Source organism: Candidatus Syntrophosphaera thermopropionivorans (assembly GCF_004353895.1).
GTDB classification, from domain to species: domain Bacteria; phylum Cloacimonadota; class Cloacimonadia; order Cloacimonadales; family Cloacimonadaceae; genus Syntrophosphaera; species Syntrophosphaera thermopropionivorans.
The window spans coordinates 1-1,370 of record NZ_SMOG01000052.1 but is presented as its reverse complement, the minus strand read 5'-3'; the positions used below and the strand labels follow the sequence as shown (position 1 = coordinate 1,370).

Sequence of the window (1,370 nt, the reverse complement as noted above, 5' to 3'; positions counted from 1 at the left end):
CCCACCGGATAACTTTTAGGATACAAATCCGAAAGATTGGAGGTAACAATTGTATCTCCCACACTTATTTGAGAACCTATTTTAATCATATTCATATAAATTTTGCCATTAATATCGGCTTGCAGTATACCCTGCACGCCCGTATCTTTATCCATCACAGGTAATTGAAAACGAGGATTGGTGAAAGGTAATACTATAGAATGGTCAGAAGCAACCGTTACCACTTTGCCTACAATACCATTGGTAGAAATGACAGGAAGTTCAGGTTTTATCCCATTTAGCGAGCCTTTGTTCACAATTAAGTTCCGTTGCTGAAACGGTCCTGAATAGCCAATAACCTCTGCCAGAACAAGCTCCACTTGACCCGTATCAAAGGTTATTGATTCACGGGTCTGACTTTCCATAATGATATTTCTGAGTTTTAGATTTTCCAGCTTCGTTTCTGTTAATTGCTTACTTAATTGCTGAACTTCCTTTTTTAAAGTGGCATTAGTTTTGATAGATTCTAAGGAAGAAGAAATGGGGAAAAATATGGTTTTACTGAAAAAAGAGGCACGATGAATTCTGGTTTCCGTGCTTCCCATCATCATTATCAGGGATAGCACCACTAAAATAATGGGTAGCACGAATCTTTTCACCTGTTCTATCCTTCTTTATATTCAATTTTATGACTCAATATCTCAGGGGAAAGTTCTATTTAAGTGATAAAAGCTGATTCAATCTTCTATTCGCTTAATGAGAACTTCTCTGTAATGGTCTATATCATCCAGGACTTTTCCTGCACCTTTAACCACGCATTCCAGTGCGTCTGGAACTACATAAACAGGAAGGTCTACGGTTTTAGAGATTTTTTCATCTAAACCTTTTAACAAAGCACCCCCACCTGTGAGATAGATTCCTCGTTCCGCAATATCTGCAGCAAGCTCTGGAGCAGTCCGTTCAAACAATCTTTTGATAGAATCTACAATGGTACTAACAGTTTCAGATAGAGCTTCCCGGATTTCTTCTGAAGATATTTTGATAGTAACCGGAAAACCGGAAACAATATCCCTTCCTCGCACTTCCATAGTGAGCTCTTCTTTTAGGGGATAAGCACTTCCAATCGTGGTCTTTATCTTCTCTGCAGTAAGTAATCCAACATGAAGATTATTCTTTTTCCTTAAATAGTTGATGATATCATTATCCATCTTATCACCACCAACACGAATGGAATTATGGACTACAATGTGAGAAAGAGAAATAAGCGCTATCTCAGTAGTTCCGCCTCCAATATCCATAATCATATTTCCAAAAGCTTCCTCAATAGGGAGGTCTGCTCCTATAGCAGCAGCAACGGGTTCAGAAACCAGATAAACTTCACGAGCTCCAGC

At 38.8% G+C, this 1,370-nt stretch carries 2 protein-coding genes; both read right to left on the bottom strand.

What is annotated here, in order from left to right; genetic code table 11:
* Positions 1–638 (bottom strand): rod shape-determining protein MreC (gene mreC, locus E0946_RS07155; protein ID WP_133201778.1); only part of this gene is annotated, 638 nt, incomplete at its 3' end.
* A 78-nt stretch (positions 639–716) separates the two neighbouring features.
* Positions 717–1,370, bottom strand: a 654-nt coding sequence (mreB, locus tag E0946_RS07150) for a rod shape-determining protein (RefSeq protein ID WP_133201777.1), incomplete at its 5' end; no start/stop codon positions are given.